The sequence below is a fragment of the Nonomuraea sp. NPDC050540 genome (assembly GCF_044457485.1).
Lineage (GTDB): Bacteria > Actinomycetota > Actinomycetes > Streptosporangiales > Streptosporangiaceae > Nonomuraea.
Window position 1 is genome coordinate 1288914 of record NZ_JBITHA010000001.1, and the last position, 14385, is coordinate 1303298.

Annotated in this window: 14 protein-coding genes; 12 read left to right on the forward strand and 2 right to left on the reverse strand. The window is 72.5% G+C overall.

Features of this window, described 5'->3' with window-relative positions; genetic code table 11:
* Positions 1–94 precede the first annotated feature (94 nt).
* Positions 95–499, reverse strand: a complete 405-nt coding sequence (locus tag ACIBI5_RS05860) for a heme-binding protein (RefSeq protein ID WP_184962963.1) — start codon at positions 497–499, stop codon at positions 95–97.
* Positions 500–694: 195 nt separating this feature from the next.
* Between ACIBI5_RS05860 and ACIBI5_RS05865 the strand changes: the two genes are divergently transcribed.
* The gene (locus ACIBI5_RS05865; RefSeq protein ID WP_379639352.1) at positions 695–1237 is read left to right on the forward strand and encodes a PadR family transcriptional regulator; all 543 of its coding nucleotides are present in this window, start codon (positions 695–697) and stop codon (positions 1235–1237) included.
* Complete coding sequence (locus ACIBI5_RS05870) at positions 1234–2064, forward strand: alpha/beta fold hydrolase (RefSeq protein ID WP_397243567.1); 831 nt, start codon at positions 1234–1236, stop codon at positions 2062–2064. Before ACIBI5_RS05865 ends, ACIBI5_RS05870 begins: the two co-directional genes overlap by 4 nt.
* Here the strand turns inward: ACIBI5_RS05870 and ACIBI5_RS05875 are convergent.
* Positions 2033–3235 (reverse strand): ROK family protein, encoded by a 1203-nt coding sequence (locus ACIBI5_RS05875; RefSeq protein ID WP_397243569.1) that lies wholly within the window; start codon positions 3233–3235, stop codon positions 2033–2035. The genes ACIBI5_RS05870 and ACIBI5_RS05875 overlap by 32 nt on opposite strands.
* Positions 3236–3287: 52 nt before the next feature.
* On the opposite strand from ACIBI5_RS05875, the gene ACIBI5_RS05880 reads away from it, so the two are divergent.
* The 10 genes from ACIBI5_RS05880 to rbsK all read left to right on the forward strand — a co-directional run bounded on the left by ACIBI5_RS05880 (position 3288) and on the right by rbsK (position 14379).
* Entirely contained in the window at positions 3288–4496 is a 1209-nt protein-coding gene (locus tag ACIBI5_RS05880) for an MFS transporter (RefSeq protein ID WP_397243799.1), read from the forward strand.
* 406 nt (positions 4497–4902) lie between these two features.
* On the forward strand, positions 4903–6030 hold the full coding sequence (locus tag ACIBI5_RS05885; RefSeq protein WP_397243571.1) for a LacI family DNA-binding transcriptional regulator: 1128 nt from the start codon (positions 4903–4905) through the stop codon (positions 6028–6030).
* A complete protein-coding gene (locus ACIBI5_RS05890; RefSeq protein WP_397243573.1) occupies positions 6027–6941 on the forward strand; it encodes a carbohydrate ABC transporter permease in 915 nt (304 codons plus the stop codon). Before ACIBI5_RS05885 ends, ACIBI5_RS05890 begins: the two co-directional genes overlap by 4 nt.
* Positions 6938–7756, forward strand: a complete 819-nt coding sequence (locus ACIBI5_RS05895) for a carbohydrate ABC transporter permease (protein ID WP_379617157.1) — start codon at positions 6938–6940, stop codon at positions 7754–7756. Before ACIBI5_RS05890 ends, ACIBI5_RS05895 begins: the two co-directional genes overlap by 4 nt.
* 9 nt (positions 7757–7765) lie before the next feature.
* Positions 7766–9082: an ABC transporter substrate-binding protein gene (locus ACIBI5_RS05900; protein WP_397243575.1), complete on the forward strand. Its 1317-nt coding sequence runs from the start codon at positions 7766–7768 to the stop codon at positions 9080–9082.
* The gene (locus ACIBI5_RS05905) at positions 9079–10044 is read left to right on the forward strand and encodes an ADP-ribosylglycohydrolase family protein (protein WP_397243577.1); all 966 of its coding nucleotides are present in this window, start codon (positions 9079–9081) and stop codon (positions 10042–10044) included. The genes ACIBI5_RS05900 and ACIBI5_RS05905 overlap by 4 nt, the downstream gene beginning before the upstream one ends.
* Before the next feature lie 6 nt (positions 10045–10050).
* Positions 10051–11019, forward strand: coding sequence for an ADP-ribosylglycohydrolase family protein (locus ACIBI5_RS05910; RefSeq protein WP_397243579.1), 969 nt, complete (start codon positions 10051–10053; stop codon positions 11017–11019).
* Positions 11016–12155 (forward strand): ADP-ribosylglycohydrolase family protein, encoded by a 1140-nt coding sequence (locus ACIBI5_RS05915; RefSeq protein ID WP_397243581.1) that lies wholly within the window; start codon positions 11016–11018, stop codon positions 12153–12155. Before ACIBI5_RS05910 ends, ACIBI5_RS05915 begins: the two co-directional genes overlap by 4 nt.
* Positions 12152–13495, forward strand: coding sequence for an ADP-ribosylglycohydrolase family protein (locus ACIBI5_RS05920; RefSeq protein WP_397243583.1), 1344 nt, complete (start codon positions 12152–12154; stop codon positions 13493–13495). Before ACIBI5_RS05915 ends, ACIBI5_RS05920 begins: the two co-directional genes overlap by 4 nt.
* Entirely contained in the window at positions 13492–14379 is an 888-nt protein-coding gene (rbsK, locus tag ACIBI5_RS05925) for a ribokinase (protein WP_397243585.1), read from the forward strand. Before ACIBI5_RS05920 ends, rbsK begins: the two co-directional genes overlap by 4 nt.
* Positions 14380–14385 lie beyond the last annotated feature (6 nt).

Sequence of the window (14385 nt, forward strand, 5' to 3'; positions counted from 1 at the left end):
GGATTTCTCTCCTCGGGGATTTACGGACTGTTACCCGTAGTGCAGTGGCTAATCATGGCGGATACCAGGGGTTCGTGTTGCGGAAAGTGGCCGCTCAGCCCGTCCGCCAGACTTCGGCGGCGGCTTCGGCGCATGCCACGTCCTGCGCGACCGTCCCTCCGCTGACCCCTATCCCGCCGACCACGCGTTCTTCCTCACCGTAGTCCGCCCAGAGGGGTATGCCACCTCCGAAACAGATGAATCGGTCACCCGCCAGCCCGAAAAGCTCCCCTCCCGGCGCCGTCAGCGGGGCGAGCTCAGCGGTGGACATGCGATGGGCGACCGAGGTGTACGCCTTCCCGGGCGCAAGCACGGGACCTGCGATCTCAGCGCCTTCCATGCGCTGAAACGTCACCAGGTTCCCGCCCGCGTCGACCACCGCGACCGACACCCGGGCCCCTTCCCGCCCCGCCTGCTTCAACGCCGCCTCGCACATGCGTAATGCGATCTCCAGGTTCACGCGACTCTCCCCAGGTCCCGAAATCTCCAGATCCATGTGTACGGCTCGCGCCGACCTCCACGCAAGATCATCGAGCACCAGTTCGGAAGTGTGGTTCATCCCTTGTCGGTGGTTTTCATCACATCGCGGATCTCGGGCGTGTCGCGGCAGGTGACGCTCATTTCCCACAGTGAAATTTTTTAGTATTGTCGCTACATGTCATTGCGGATGGCCCTGCTGACGCTCATCGCCGGAGCGCCACGGAGCGGGTACGACATCGGGCAGGAATTCGACGGCGTCCTCACGTTCGTCTGGCACGCCAAGCCGACGCAGGTCTACCCGGAGCTGAAGCGGCTGGCCGCCGAGGGGCTCATCAGGGAGCAGGCCGAGGGGTCGCGGGGGCGGCGGCCGTACGAGATCACCGAGGAGGGGACGCGGGCACTGCGGGAATGGCTCGTGACCACCTCGGCCGACCACGCGCAGCGCAACGAGACCGTGCTGCGCTCGTTCGCGCTGTGGGTGGTCTCGCCGCGGGAGGCGGCGGACTTCCTGCGTGAGGAACTGGAGTACCACCGGGCGAGGCTGCGCGGGCTGCGCGCCCTGCGCAACGGGCTCGACCTGCGGCTCGCGCAGGACCGGGCGGCCCTGCTGGGGGTGGAGGCGGGCGTGCGGCGGCTGGAGGCCATGGTGTCCTGGGCCGAATGGGCCATCGAGACCGTCTCCCACTGGCCCGCGCCGGTCGCGGAGGGACGCTCGTGAGCGGGCTCGGGTGGGCGGAGTTCGGCGATCCGGCCGGCCGGCCCGTGGTGTTCGTGCACGGGTACGCCTCGTCGCGGTGGGCCGCGGGGTGGACGCTGTCGGGCGAACGGCTGGTCCGGGAGGGGATCCGGGTGCTCGCGCCGGACCGGCCCGGCTACGGCGGCACGCCGCCGATGCCCCCGGAGCGGTGGACCGCGCAGGTGGCGGCACGGGCCGAGGAGGTGGGCCCGGTGGTGGTGGCCGGCGTCTCCATGGGCGCCTCGGCCGCCCTGCGCCTGGCCGCAACCCGGCCCGACCTGGTGACGGGGGTGGCGCTGCTGTCGGGCATGGCCCCCGTACCGGCTGAAAGGTGGTCGCCCGCGGCCAAGGCCGACGCCTTCTACTGGCGGCTGGCCCGCCGCGCGCCCTGGCTGCTGCGCCGCCTGTGCGCCGTGTCCGCCCGCGCGATGGCGTCGGCCGACGCGAGCGTCATCCCGCGCATCGAACGCGCCCTTCCCGCCGCCGACCTGGAGGTCTTCCGCGCCCGAGCCGGTACGGCCCAGGCCGCCTTCCTGTCCGACGCCAACGAGAGCGGCAGGCAGGGCGGCGACGCCATGGCCGGTGACCTGCTCCGGCACCTGCGCCCCTGGGACGTCGTCGTGGAGGAGGTGAAGACCCCGGTGTGCCTGATCCACGGCGTGGACGACCACAAGGTCCCGGTGTCGCTGGCCCGATCCCTGGCCGCCCGCCTGCCGCGCGTGGAGGCGACGTACCTGCCCGGCGGCCACTTCGCCCCCTTCGCCGACCAGGAAGCCCTCATGGCCGTTCTCGGGGGCGCCAGGTTCTGAGACCCTCCGGGGTCAGGAACGCGTCGAACACCGACTCCATCGCCCCCACCAGCGCCCCGCTCCACCCCAGCTCCGACGGCGTCAGCTCGGGCGGCCGCTCGGCCCGGATCCTCATCAGCCCGGCCAGGTACGCCTCCGACAGCGCCGCCCGTCCCTGCGTGAACAGCTCGACGCCGAGGCCGGACAGGGTGACAATCTCCGGGTCGTGCGCGTTGACCAGGGCGGCGACGCCGCGGCCAAGGGCGCGCGCGCCCGCGTCGACCGCCGCGGCCGCCTCGGGATCGCCCTTCGCCGACCTGGCCAGGATGGCCTGCGCCTGGTCGCGCCCCCTGCCGCCGCCCGCGGCCAGGCCCAGGTGGCGCAGCAGCGCGTTGGCCCCCACCTCCATGGCCCAGCACCCCCGGGCCCCGCACGGGCACGGATCGGTACGCCCGGTCAGCGGCATGTGCCCGAACTCCGCCCCGACACCCGTCGCCCCGCCCAGCGGCCGTCCGCCGACCACCAGCACGCCGCCGAGGTCGAAGTCCACGTGCAGGTGCAATCCCACCCGAACCCCCGCCATCCGTCCCCTGCGCGCCTCGGCCAGCGCCGCGAACGCCGTGTCGTTGCCCACGTGCGGCCCGATGCCCGCGGGGATGCCGGACGCCAGCCCGGCCGCCGCGTCCACGGCGCGCCAGCCCAGGTGGGAGACGTCGACGAGGCGGTCGTCGCGCACCGGTCCCGGGACGGCCAGGCCGATGCCGACGGCGCGGGAGCCGTACCGCCGGAAATGGGTGCGCAGCGCCGCCGCGAGAGGACCGAACGCGCCCTCCGGCGTGCCGTCGTGCGGGCGAGCGGCGAGCGGCGTGATCCGGCCGCCGAGCTCGCCCGCGGCGATCTCCCACCCGTCCTCGCGCAGGTCGGCGGCGAGGGCGACGGGGCCGCACGGGTGCGGTCCCGGGATCTGGGTGGGACGGCCGCGGCCGTGCTCGGCGGAGGGTTCCTCATGCAGGAGCGCGTCCTCGCTCAGGCGGGTGACCAGGACCGACGCGGTGCCGCGGGCGAGGTCGAGGTCCTTGGTGAGCTGTGATCGGGTACGGCTCGCGCCGCAGTCGTGCACCGCGCGCAGCAGCCGCGCCCTGTTGTGCTCACGCAGCTCGACGCTGGTTGTGGCCCCGGTCACGGTTCGCATCTCGTCATTGTGGCGGCCTCCTCGTTCTTATTATGCTCTAGTCGTGAACAAAATGGTGGCGAGGCGTGCGCGGCAGGGTGTGTTCGGACTCTTTTTTCTCAGCGGGCTCGTGGTGGGCGTGTGGGCGGCCGGGCTGCCCTCGCTCAACGACCGGCTCGACCTGGGACCGGCGAAGCTGGGCACCGCGCTCCTGCTGATCTCCCTGGGGGCGCTGGTGTCGATGCTGGTCGCCGGCCCCGTGGTCGACCGGTGGACGAGCCGGCGGGTGTGCTGGTTCGCCGGCCCGCTGTCGGCGCTGGCCCTGCTCGCCCCCGCCGTGGCGCCGTCGTACGGCCTGCTGGCGGTGGCGGCCGTGGTGTTCGGCATCGGGATCGGGGTGGTCGAGGTCGGCATCAACGCCCACTCCGTCGAGGTCGAGCGTGTGTACGGCCGGCCGATCATCTCCGCCTTCCACGGCACCTGGAGCCTGGGCGGCGCGGCGGCCGGCCTGATCACGTCGCTGGTGCTGAAGCTGGGTGTGAGCGGGCAGGCGCTGCTGGTGGCCACCGCCCTGATCGTGCCCTTCCTGTACCTGCCCGCCGTGATGCGGCTGCTGCCGTCCGCGCCGCCCGCCTCCCCCGAGGGTGGTACGGCCCCCGCCCCCGGCAAGGCGGTCGGGCTGCGGTGGGGACTGATCGCGCTGCTGGGGCTTGCGGCGTTCGCCGGACACCTGAGCGAGGGCGCGGCCATCGACTGGGCCGCCCTGCACGCCCGCTGGATCCTGGGCACGGACCCGGCCGCCGCGCCGCTGGCCTACACGATCTTCGCGGTGGCGATGACGACGGTGCGGCTGCTGGGCGACCCGATCCGGGCGCGGCTGGGATCTGTGCTGACCATTCGGCTGGCAGGCGTGCTGGCCACGTGCGGGTACGTGCTCGTGCTCTGCGCGCCCCTCGTCGAGGGTGTGGCGCAGGTGGTGGTCGCGTGGACCGGGTGGGCGCTGGCGGGCGTCGGGCTGGCCACCGTGGTACCGGTCATCTTCAGCGCGGTGGGGGCCGCGGGTGGGCCGGTGGGCAAGGCGTTGTCGCTGGTCACCGCCTTTGGGTACTCGGGGTTGCTGATCGGGCCAGCGGTGCTGGGGTTCGTGGCCGAGGCGTCTTCCTTGCCGGTGGCGCTGGTGATCCCGGCGGCGTTGGCGGCGGTGGTCGCCTTGGCCGGCAGCCCCTCCATCCGAGCCCTCACCACCCGCCCCACCCCCACCCCCGTCCCCGCCCGCGACTAGCCTCCACACCTGGGTGATGGCGCCTGGGTAGTGGCGCTTGGGTGGCCGGGCTCGGTGCGCGTTGCGCCGGTCGCGTCCGTGCCACCTCCCGCCGCACCGGAGCCCAAAGGCGTGGTCAGGTGGCCGAGGGCCTGTGCGTGCCCGTCCCGTGCTCGGGGGCGTGCCCCTGTGCCCGGAGGGTGGCGGACGTCAGGTGGTTGCGGTGGTGATGCTGGGCGGTGGTGGGGGTGGGTTACGGAAAGTCGGGTTGGGCTACTGGTGGGGTGACAAAGGGTCAAATAGGGGATGACCTGGTGTTATTCTATCGTGACTTGACCCCAAGGTTACGGACGGGTTTCATGAGGCCAACTCAGTAAACGTTTACAGATGGCTTTCTGTCACCGTTTACCCCCATGGAAGGAAAGCCTTGGCCGACGGACCCACGATCAACACGATCGCCGAGCGTGCGGGCGTCTCGATCGCCTCCGTCTCGCGGGTCCTGAACGGCCTGCCGACCCGCCAGGAAACCATCCGCAAGGTCCTGGCCGCCGCCGAGGAACTCGGGTACGTGCGCAACGCCGTGGCCCGCAGCCTCAAGTCGCGGCGCACCAACCAGGTCGCCTTCGCCATGGCCGACATCGGCAACCCGGTCTACCTGGCCATGGTCCGCCAGATCCAGCCGGTGCTCAAGGCGGCCGGCTACCGGCTCGTACTCCACTCCACCGACGCCATCGCCGCCGACGAGATCGACGTGCTGCACAGCCTCGGCGAGCGCTACGTCGACGGCCTCATCATGAGCCCCCTGCGCGTCACGGACGCGCACCTGGAGACGCTCAAGGCCGCCCGCGCCCCCGTCGTGATCATCGGTTCGGTTCCGGACGGCACCCGGGTCGACAACGTACGCGCCGACTCGCGCACCGGCGTCCGGCTCGCGCTCGACCACCTGCACGCGCTCGGCCGCCGCCGGATCGCGCTGGTCAACGGGCCTCTCGACACCGTGCCCGGCGCGTCCCGCGGGGCCGCGTACACGGAGGCGCTGGAGGAGCTCGGCCTGCCGTACGACGAAGGGCTGGTCGAGATCGGCGACTTCTACCGGGCGGACGGCGCGCGGGCGGTGGCCGCGCTGCTGGCCCGGCGGCCCGACCTCGACGCGCTCATGTGCGCCAACGACCTCATCGCGCTCGGCGCGCTCGACGTGCTGCGCGCCGCGGGGCGGCGGGTGCCCGAGGACGTGGCCGTGGTCGGCATGGACGACACCGAACTGGCCGCCGCCTCCTACCCGTCGCTGACCAGCGTCTCGCTGGGCTCGGCCGAACGTGGCAAGGCCGCCGTCGAACTGCTGCTCGACCGGCTGCAGCGCGGCGACCGCGAGCCGCGCCTGGTGACGGTGCCGCCGCGCCTCGTGGTGCGCGCCTCGACCTCGGGTGAGGAGCCCGCGCTGCCGTACGACCTCACGACCAGAACGCCGTACGACCTCACGACCCAACCACCGGGAGCCCTGGCGGGGGCGGCTCCCGGCGACAAGAGCTCGGCACACGAGGGAGGCGCCGGATGACGGCGACCGCGACCAGACCGGCGCCACCCCGACCGCGCTCGCGGCGCGGCGGTGGCGGCTCGCGCCGCAACCGCGAGATGTGGGTGCTGATGTTGCCGGCGCTGGTGCCGGTCCTGCTGTTCAGCGTGGGACCGCTGCTGTACGGCGTGGGCCTGGCCTTCACCGACGCCCGCGCCACCAGGAACCGGGACATCAGCTTTACCGGTCTGGAAAACGTTTACGAACTGTTCGGCGACGCCGACTTCTGGTCCTCGTTCAAGATCGGCCTGATCTGGTCGGTGTCGGTGACGGTGCTGCAGTTCCTGGCCGCGCTCGGCCTGGCGCTGCTGCTCAACCAGAACCTCAGGTTCAGGGGCGTGGCCAGGGTGCTGGCCGTGGTGCCCTGGGCGATGCCGCCCGTGGTCATCGGCCTCATGTGGAAGCTCGTCTACCACCCCGACGCCGGAATCCTCAACAGCATGCTCGGCACGGACGTCAACTGGCTGGCCGACTTCTCGCTCGCGCTGCCCGCGATCATCGTGGTCGGCGTCTGGACGGGCATGCCGCAGACGACGGTGGTGCTGCTGGCGGGCCTGCAGAGCGTGCCGAAGGAGCTGTACGAGGCGGTCGAGGTCGACGGCGCCGGCCGCTGGCGGCGCTTCTGGAACATCACGCTCCCGCAGCTGCGCCCGGTCATCGTGGCCATCACCTCGCTCGACTTCGTGTGGAACATCAACCAGTTCGGCCTGGTCTACGTGCTCACGGCCGGTGGACCGGGCGGTCAGACAAGGCTGCCGATGCTGTTCGCCTACGAGGAGGCGTTCCGCTACCGCTTCTTCGGCTACGCCTCCATGCTCGGTGTCGCGTTCGCGATCGTCGTGCTCGCGGTGCTCGGCCTGTACCTGTGGCGTCAGATGAAGGAGGCCAAGTGAAGCGCCTGCCGAGCTACGCGGCCCTGCTCGCCTACATCGTCTTCCTGGCCTTCCCGCTGGTCTGGCTGCTGTCGACGGCGCTGAAGACGCCGCAGGAGATGGCCCAGCTGGACCCCACGTGGATCCCGCGCGAGCCGACGCTGACCAACTTCTCCGACGCCTTCGGCGAGCAGGACCTGACCGGCGCCGCCCTGCGCAGCCTGGTCGTCGCGGTCTTCAGCAGCTTCATCACCGTGCTGATCTCGCTGCCCGCGGCGTACGCCATGGCCCGCTACCGCAGCCTGGTCAACCGGGTGGCGATCGGGTGGGTGCTGGTCAGTCAGGTCTTCCCGTTCATCCTGATCATCATCCCGCTGTTCATGGTGCTGCGTGAGCTGGAGCTGGTGAACACGCTGCCCGGCCTGGTGGTCGTGCACGTGACGTTCACGCTGCCGTTCGCGCTGTGGATGCTTCAGGGATACGTGCGGGCGGTGCCTCCGGAGCTGGAGGAGGCCGCGTCCGTGGACGGCGCCGGCCGCCTGCGCGCGCTGGTCAGCGTCGTCGCCCCGCTGCTCGCCCCCGGTGTGGTGGCGACCTTGCTCTTCTCGTTCATCTCCTCATGGAACGAGTTTCTGTTCGCGCTCGTGATCCTTCAGGACCCCGACGTGATGACCCTTCCGCTGACGCTGGTGCGCTTCACCGGCCCGGAGGGGGTGGCCAGGCTCGGACCGCTGGCCGCGGCGTCGCTCATGGCGACGATCCCGAGCCTGATCTTCTTCGCAATCATTCAGCGGCGATTGAGGTCCGGCCTGATGGCCGGCGCCGTCAAGGGCTAGGAGGCTCATATGCGAATCAAGTCCGCTCTGGCGGCAGCGGCGCTCGTCGCTGTGGCCGCGGCCGGCTGCGGAAGCGGCGGCAGCGGCGACAAGGGCGAGGCGGCCAAGCCCGGCGAGCCGGTCAAGCTGAACTTCCTCAGCCTCGCCTGGCAGAAGGAGTCCCTCGCGGCGAACAAGGAACTCGTCGTGGAGTGGAACAAGGCCAACCCCACCATTCAGGTCACCTACGTCCAGGGCAGCTGGGACAACGTCAACGACCAGCTCGTGACCCAGTTCGCCGGCGGCACCGCCCCCGACGTCATCCACAACGACTCCCCGGCGCTGTCGGGCTTCGCCGCCGACGGCTACCTGCTCGACCTCAAGGACAAGATCCCGGCCGAGCTGAAGAGCGACATCCCGCAGGCCTCGTGGGACACCACGACGTTCGACGACGGCAAGGGCAACCAGGGCGTGTACGGCGTGCCGTTCCTGCAGGAGTCGCAGGTCATCATCGCCAACAAGAAGCTCCTCGACGAGGCCAAGGTGCGCATCCCCACCGCGGACAGCCCGTGGACGTGGGAGGAGTTCTCCGAGGCGGCCAAGAAGATGACCAAGGGCGGCAACTTCGGCGTCGCCTGGCCGATGAAGTCCCCGGTCAACAAGACGCTGAACCTGGCGCTCAACTTCGGCGGCAAGTTCTTCGAGACCGGAGCCGACGGCAAGACCACCGTCAAGGTCGGCCCCGAGGAGCGCGAGGTGCTCCAGCGCATCCACGACCAGCTCTGGAAGGACAAGTCGGCCGACCCGGCGGCGCTCGGGCAGGGCACCGCCGACCCGCTCCCGGCCTTCTACAAGGGCAAGTTCGCGCTGCTGCCGGTCGGCGTCTACCTGCGCCAGCAGGTCGTCGAGCAGGCGCCGGAAGGCTTCGAGTGGGTGACGCTTCCCGGCCCGAAGGGCACCACGACCGAGCAGGGCGCCGTCTCCCAGACGCTCTCGGTCGCCCAGGACAGCAAGAACCCGGACGCGGCGCTGAAGTTCATCTCGTTCTTCCTCAACGGCAAGAACCAGGCCAAGCTCGCCAAGGGCGACTGGCTGCTGCCCACCTCGCAGGCCGCCGCCGCCGACCCGTCCATGACCACGAAGGAGAACGGCTGGGACGTGGCGACCGCGTCCGGCAAGAGCCTCGTGGTGGCGCCCTTCCTCAAGGTGAAGGGCTTCGACGAGTGGAAGAGCAAGGTGGCCACGCCGGTGCTCCAGCAGTACTTCGCCAACAAGATCAGCCTCGACGAGGCGGCGAACAAGCTGGTCACCGACGGCAACTCCGTGCTGGAGCGGTACCAGAAGTGAACCATCGCGACAGGGCCCGCGGGTGTCTGCTCGGCCTCGCGGCCGGGGACGCCCTCGGGGCCCCTGCGGAGAACATGACCCCCGAGCAGATCACCGCCCGGTGGGGCCGCCTCACGGAGATCGAGGGCGGCGGCACCGACGACACCGAGTACGCCGTCTTCGCCGCATCCCTGCTGCTGCGCCACGGGCACGCGCTCACCCCGGCCGACGTGGCCGCCGCCTACCGCTCCGAGATCATCCCGCTGGTGACCGGGCCGATGCGCGGGGCGGGGTTCTCCGAGCTGGGAACGGTGCAGGCGCTGCGGCGCGGGCTCGAACCGCCGCTGACCGGCCGCGTGCACGCGCACGGCTGGTCGGACGGGCTGGCCATGCGGGCGGCGCCGTACGGGATCTTCTGCCCGGGAGATCCCGCCGAGGCGGCGCGGCTGGTCGAGCAGGACGGGCTGGTGAGCGGCGACGGCGAGGGCATACTCGGCGGCCGCGCGGTCGCCGGCGCGGTGGCCGCGGCGATGGCGGGCGCGCGGCCGCGGGAGGTCGCGGACGCCGCGCTCGCGGTGATCCCCGCCGACTCGTGGACGGCGCGCGCGATCGTGCGGGTTCGCGACGTGCTGGGCGACCTGTCCGGTACGGCCGGCGACCTCGGTCCCCGGCTGCACGAAGCCGTCGTGGTCCGGCACTACCCCTGGACCGACGTCGCCCCGGAGGCCGTCGCCCTGGCGCTGGCCGCGTTCCTGGCCGGCGAGGGCGACGTCGAGGCCTCGGTGACGTTCGGCGTCGGCCTGGGCAGGGACGCCGACACGATCGGCGCCATCGCCGGCGCCATGTCCGGCGCCTTCCAGGGCGAGGCGGGCGTGCCCAGGCGATGGGCCGAGCGCATCGGGCCCGCCACCGGGAAATGCCTGCCCGTCGTGAAGGGCAGACACGTGCTTGACGTCGCCGACGAACTGGCGAAAGGACGCTGAACATCGATGTCGGGGGACAGGATCAGGGGAGCCTTCATCGGGCTCGCCGTGGGGGACGCCGCCGGGTGGCCCGCCGCGCGCCACAGGTCGGCGCTGCACGCGCCGTGGAGCAGACGGCTGCACCGCGAGCTCGACCTCTTCGCCGAGGAGCACCGGATCACGACGCTGCCGGTGCCGTTCGCGCTGAACCAGCCGACCGCGCCGCTGGCGCTCGGCCCGTCGGACGACGCCGAATGGCTGGCGTGGACCGTTCTCACGCTGCGCCGCCCGCGGGCCGAGGCGTTTCGCGAACTGGCCGGCCGGGACGACGTCCGGGCCCGGATCTCGGTGGCGAGCGCGCTGGACAACCTGGCCAAGGGCGTCGAACCGCCCGCCAGCGGCCACGACAACCCGCACTTCTTCGACGACGCCGCCGCGATCAGGGCGGTGGCCTTCGGCGCGGCCGGGCTCGACCCGGCCGAGGACGCCCGGGTGACCAACGCCGGTGACGGCGTTCTCGGCGCCCAGGCGGTCGCGGCGGCGATCGAGGCCGCCGTCGGCGGCGCGCCGGTCGCGGAGGCGGTCGAGGCGGCGCTGGCCGTCCTGCCGGAGGACACCGCGATCGGGTACAACGCGCGGCTGGCCGTACAGGCGGGCAGGAAGGCGGGCGAGGCGTTCGGCGCCGTGCCCGCGCTGGACGCGGCGCTGCTCGACCACGTCTACAGCTACGCGGTCGGTGCGGCGCAGACCGTGCCGATCGCGCTCGCGCTGGCCGAGGCGTCGGGCGGCGCCGTCGGACCGGCCGTGTCCGCGGCGGCGTGCCTGGCCGCCACCGCGGACTCCGCGCCCGCGCTCGCGGGCGCGATCACCGGCGCGTGCGGGGGGTACGGCGCGATCCCGGAGGGGTGGACCGCGCCGGTTCGCACGCTCGCCGGTTGCTGCTTGCCAGAACTGGCGGGCAGGGATCTCCTGGAACTCACGGAAGGACTGACATGACGCCGCTTGAGGACAAAGCCACTGGCTGCGTGGCGGGGGCCGCGGTGGGTGACGCTCTGGGCGGCGCCACGGAAGGCTGGACTCCCGAGCAGATCACCACACGGTACGGCGGGCCGGTCGAGGGCATCGTGCCGCCGTACAACGAGGACTGGCGCAACGCCCGCCCGATCGCCCCGTACCACAAGGGCGACGGCCACATCACCGACGACACCCTGATGACGCACGCGCTGATCCGCGTGTACGAGAAGTCCGGCCGCCACCTCGACGCGTACGCGATGGCCGAGCACTTCGTGCCGGAGCTGATGGGCGAGCGCGTGTGGATCCCCGAGCTGGAGGCCGAGGCGCTGCCGCTGCAGCGGATCTTCCTGGCCGAGAAGTGGATCGTGGCCCGCCTGCACTACGGCCACGCCGACCCGCGCGAGGCCGGTGTGGGCAACATCGTGAACTGCGGCGCCGCCATGTACGTCGCCCCGGTCGGCGTCGTCAACGCCGGCGACCCGGACGCCGCCTACGCCGAGGCGATCGACCTGACCGGCGCCCACCAGTCCAGCTACGGCCGCGAGGCGGCCGGCGTCATGGCCGCCGCGGTCGCCGAGGCCATGCGGCCGGGCGCCACCGTGGACAGCGTGATCGCCACCTCGATCCGCCTGGCCAAGGACGGCACCCGCGCCGCCATCGAGGCCGTGTGCGGCGCCGCGGTGGATCTCGGGCACTGGGACGGCTCGTTCGAGAAGCTGCGCGCCGCCATGCGGCCCTACGACACCGTCGCCGACACCTACCGCGACCAGGGACTCGGGGCGCGCCGGCCGAGCCGGGTGCACAGCATCGAGGAGCTGCCGCTGGCGCTGGCCTTCCTGGTGATCGCCAAGGGCGACTTCAGGGAGACCGTGCTCGGCGGGGTGAACTACGGGCGCGACGCCGACTCGATCGCCTCCATGGGCGGGGCGATCGCGGGCGCGCTCGGCGGCCTCGACGGCGTTCCCGCCGCGTGGGTCGAGGCGGTCGGCACGGCCAGCCGTACCGACATCGTGACGCCGGGCCGGGCGATCGCCCGGGTCGCCACCGGCATCCACACCGCCGACCTGGCCCGCAGGCGCGCCCACGAGGACGCCTTCGCCGAACTGGCGGGCGAATGATCCGCCTCACCTGGGTACAGCCGGAGGACCTGATCGGGCACGAGCTCCGGCAGGCGGAGGAGGACGGGCGGGCCGCCGCCCACCCCGCCCAGCTCACCCGCATCACCGGTGAGTGGCACGCGGCGGGCGGGCACGACGCCCCGCCGCGCGCCGGCGCCTCCGAGCCTCGGGCGGCGCGGCTGCGCGGGCTGGCCGGCGACCTGATGGACCAGCTCGCCGCGCTCACCTCGCCGCTGGAGGAGCCCGGCGAGCTGACCGACATCATCGCCGCCTGCCCCGCCTGGCCCGCACCGCGGCCCGCCGAACCCGACCCGGCGCGCCTGCTGGCCGCCTGGCAGGGACGGGCCGCCGGGTGCGTGCTCGGCAAGCCGGTGGAGAAGATCCCGCGCGCGGGCATCAGGGAGATCGCCGAGGCCACCGGGAACTGGCCGATCCGGGGCTGGTTCACCGCGAAGGGCCTGCCCGCCGAGGTGGCCGGGCGGTGGCCGTGGAACCGGCGCAGCGCCGTCAACTCGCTGGCCGAGAACATCGACGGCGTCCCCGAGGACGACGACCTCAACTACCCGCTGCTCGCGCTCACCGTCCTGGAACGGCACGGCCACGGGTTCACCACCGACGATGTCGCCAAGCTGTGGCTGGACGAGCTGCCCGCCGGCCGTACCTTCACCGCCGAACGCGTCGCCTACCGCAACCTGCTCGACGGCCTGGAACCACCGGACACCGCCACCCACCGCAACCCGTTCCGCGAGTGGATCGGCGCCTTCATCAGGGCCGACGTCTACGGATGGGTGAACCCGGGCGACCCGGCGATGGCCGCGATCCACGCCTACCGCGACGCCCGCCTGACCCACACCGCCAACGGGCTCTACGGCGCGATGTTCGTCGCCGCCATGTGCGCCCGCGCCCTGGTGAGCGCGGACGCCGAGGACGTCGTGGAGACGGGCCTGTCCGTCGTGCCCGCGCGCTCCCGCCTGCATCACGCGGTACGGCAGGCCGTCGAGTCGGCCCGCGCGGCCGGCGACTTCGAGCAGGTCGTGGACGGCCTGTACGAGCGCCACGGCGGCCTGCACTGGGTGCACACGATCAACAACGCCGCCCTGACCGCCGCCGCCCTGGTCCACAGCCGTGGCGACTTCACCCGGGCCATCGCCGGGGCCGTCGCCGGCGGCTGGGACACGGACTCGGCCGGCGCCACCGTCGGCTCGATCGCCGGCGCGCTGGCCGGCCGGGTACCCGAGCAGTGGCTCATGCGCGACCGCCTGTCCACCAGCCTCACCGGCTTCGACGGAGTGGGGCTGGCAGAGCTGTCCCGCCGCACGCAGGAGAGGATGAAGGCATGATCTCGGTCTTCGGTAGTGCGAACATGGACCTGGTCGCGTATGTGGCGCAGGCTCCCAAAACCGGGGAGACCGTCACCGGGCGCGCCTTTCGTACGGTCCCCGGTGGTAAGGGGGCCAACCAGGCCATCGCCGCGGCGCGTGCGGGTGGCCGGGTGGCGTTCCTGGGGGCGGTGGGCGACGACGGGTTCGGGGCCGAGATGCGGGCCACGCTCGCCGAGGCCGGGGTGGATGTCAGGGGGCTGCGGCAGGTGCCCGGCTCCAGCGGCATCGCGCACATCGTGGTCGACGACGACGGGGGCAACTCGATCATCGTGGTTCCCGGCGCCAACGGCGCCGTCGGCGGGCCCTCGGGCGACGACCTTGCCGTGATCGCCGGGTCGCGGGCGTTGCTGCTGCAGCTCGAACTGCCCATGGAGGCGGTGATCGGGGCCGCCCAGGCGGCTCAGGTGTCCGGCGCGCCGGTCGTCCTCACCCCGGCGCCCGCGCGGCCGCTGCCGGACGAGCTCCTGGACGCCGTCACCCTGATCGTCCCGAACGAGCACGAGGCCGCCGCCATCACCGGCGCCTCCGGGGCGGAAGAGGCGCTCGACGCGCTTCTGAAGCGGGTGCCCGAGGCGGTGATCACGCTGGGGGCGGCCGGCGCGCTGTACGGTTCGCGCTCGGGCGAGCGGCTGCGGGTGGCGGCGGTGCCGGTGAAGGCGGTGGACACCACGGCGGCGGGGGACACGTTCGTGGGTGCGCTGGCGGTGGCCCGGGGGGAGGGGCTGGCTCCGGCCGAGGCGTTGCGGTTCGCGTCGGCGGCGGCCGCTCTGTCGGTGCAGCGGGAAGGGGCCAGTACCTCGATGCCGGCCCGTGCCGAGATCGACGCCTTTCTGCGCGGCTGAATCCCT

Bases quoted from the DNA above. Each gene is read 5' to 3' on its own strand.
- ACIBI5_RS05890 (WP_397243573.1), top strand. From the start codon at position 6,027: ATGACGGCGACCGCGACCAGACCGGCGCCACCCCGACCGCGCTCGCGG.
- ACIBI5_RS05880 (WP_397243799.1), top strand. From the start codon at position 3,288: ATGGTGGCGAGGCGTGCGCGGCAGGGTGTGTTCGGACTCTTTTTTCTC.
- rbsK (WP_397243585.1), top strand. From the start codon at position 13,492: ATGATCTCGGTCTTCGGTAGTGCGAACATGGACCTGGTCGCGTATGTG.
- ACIBI5_RS05915 (WP_397243581.1), top strand. From the start codon at position 11,016: ATGACGCCGCTTGAGGACAAAGCCACTGGCTGCGTGGCGGGGGCCGCG.
- ACIBI5_RS05875 (WP_397243569.1), bottom strand. From the start codon at position 3,235: ATGCGAACCGTGACCGGGGCCACAACCAGCGTCGAGCTGCGTGAGCAC.
- ACIBI5_RS05910 (WP_397243579.1), top strand. From the start codon at position 10,051: ATGTCGGGGGACAGGATCAGGGGAGCCTTCATCGGGCTCGCCGTGGGG.
- ACIBI5_RS05865 (WP_379639352.1), top strand. From the start codon at position 695: ATGTCATTGCGGATGGCCCTGCTGACGCTCATCGCCGGAGCGCCACGG.
- ACIBI5_RS05920 (WP_397243583.1), top strand. From the start codon at position 12,152: ATGATCCGCCTCACCTGGGTACAGCCGGAGGACCTGATCGGGCACGAG.
- ACIBI5_RS05900 (WP_397243575.1), top strand. From the start codon at position 7,766: ATGCGAATCAAGTCCGCTCTGGCGGCAGCGGCGCTCGTCGCTGTGGCC.